Below are 872 nucleotides of genomic sequence, written 5' to 3'. Positions count from 1 at the left end.
AGCGCCGCTGCCAGACCGGCCACCGTCGGCGTCTCGAACACCGTCCGCACTGACACCGACTTGCCGGTCTCCGCTTCCAGCCGCGCCACCAGACGCACCGCCAGCAGCGAATGACCGCCCAGGTCGAAGAAGCTGTCCTCGGCCCCAACGCCCTCAACTCGCAGAAGCTCGGCAAAGATCGAGGCGACCAGCGCTTCGCTCTCATTCCGCGGCGCCTCATACGCCGCCCGCTGCAGGTCCGCCCCGACATCCGGCAGCGCCTTGCGGTCGACCTTGCCGGACGCCGTCAGCGGCAATCGGCTCAGGCCGACAAAGCCCGACGGCACCATGTGATCCGGCAGACGGTGCTTCAGTGCAGACCGCACCGCCGCCAGATCGACCACGCCCTCCAGCGCCACCACCTGCACGCCGGCCCGCTCATCGTCCGTCAGCGCCTCGGCCTCGATGCCCAAACTATCCGCCAGCAGACCCTCCGGCACCTCCTGCGGCACCACATAGGCCACCAGCCGCCGGTCGCCGGCCTGATCTACGGGCGCCGTCACCACCGCCTGGGCCACGTCCGCACACGCCGCCAGCGCCGCCTCGATCTCACCCAGCTCCACCCGCATGCCCCGGATCTTCACCTGATGGTCCAGCCGGCCCAGAAACTCCAGGCGCCCGTCCGGCCGCCAGCGCGCCAGGTCGCCCGTCCGGTACAGCCGGGACCCAGACGTATCCGAGAACGGATCGGCGATGAACTTCTCCGCCGTCAGACCCGCCCGGCCCAGATAGCCCCGTGCCACTTGAACGCCCCCGATCAGTAGCTCGCCCGCAACGCCCACGGGCTGCGGCTGCAACCGATCGTCCACAACATAGACCTGCGTGTTCGAGAT

At 69.6% G+C, this 872-nt stretch carries 1 protein-coding gene; it reads right to left on the bottom strand.

What is annotated here, in order from left to right; genetic code table 11:
- Positions 1-872, bottom strand: an 872-nt coding sequence (locus ACFWW2_RS00795) for a phosphopantetheine-binding protein (RefSeq protein WP_393925460.1), incomplete at both ends; no start/stop codon positions are given.

It is taken from the genome of Yoonia sp. R2-816, assembly GCF_046762905.1.
GTDB lineage: Bacteria > Pseudomonadota > Alphaproteobacteria > Rhodobacterales > Rhodobacteraceae > Yoonia.
The sequence above is the reverse complement of the archived record's forward strand: the minus strand, read 5'-3'. Positions and strand labels throughout refer to the sequence as shown.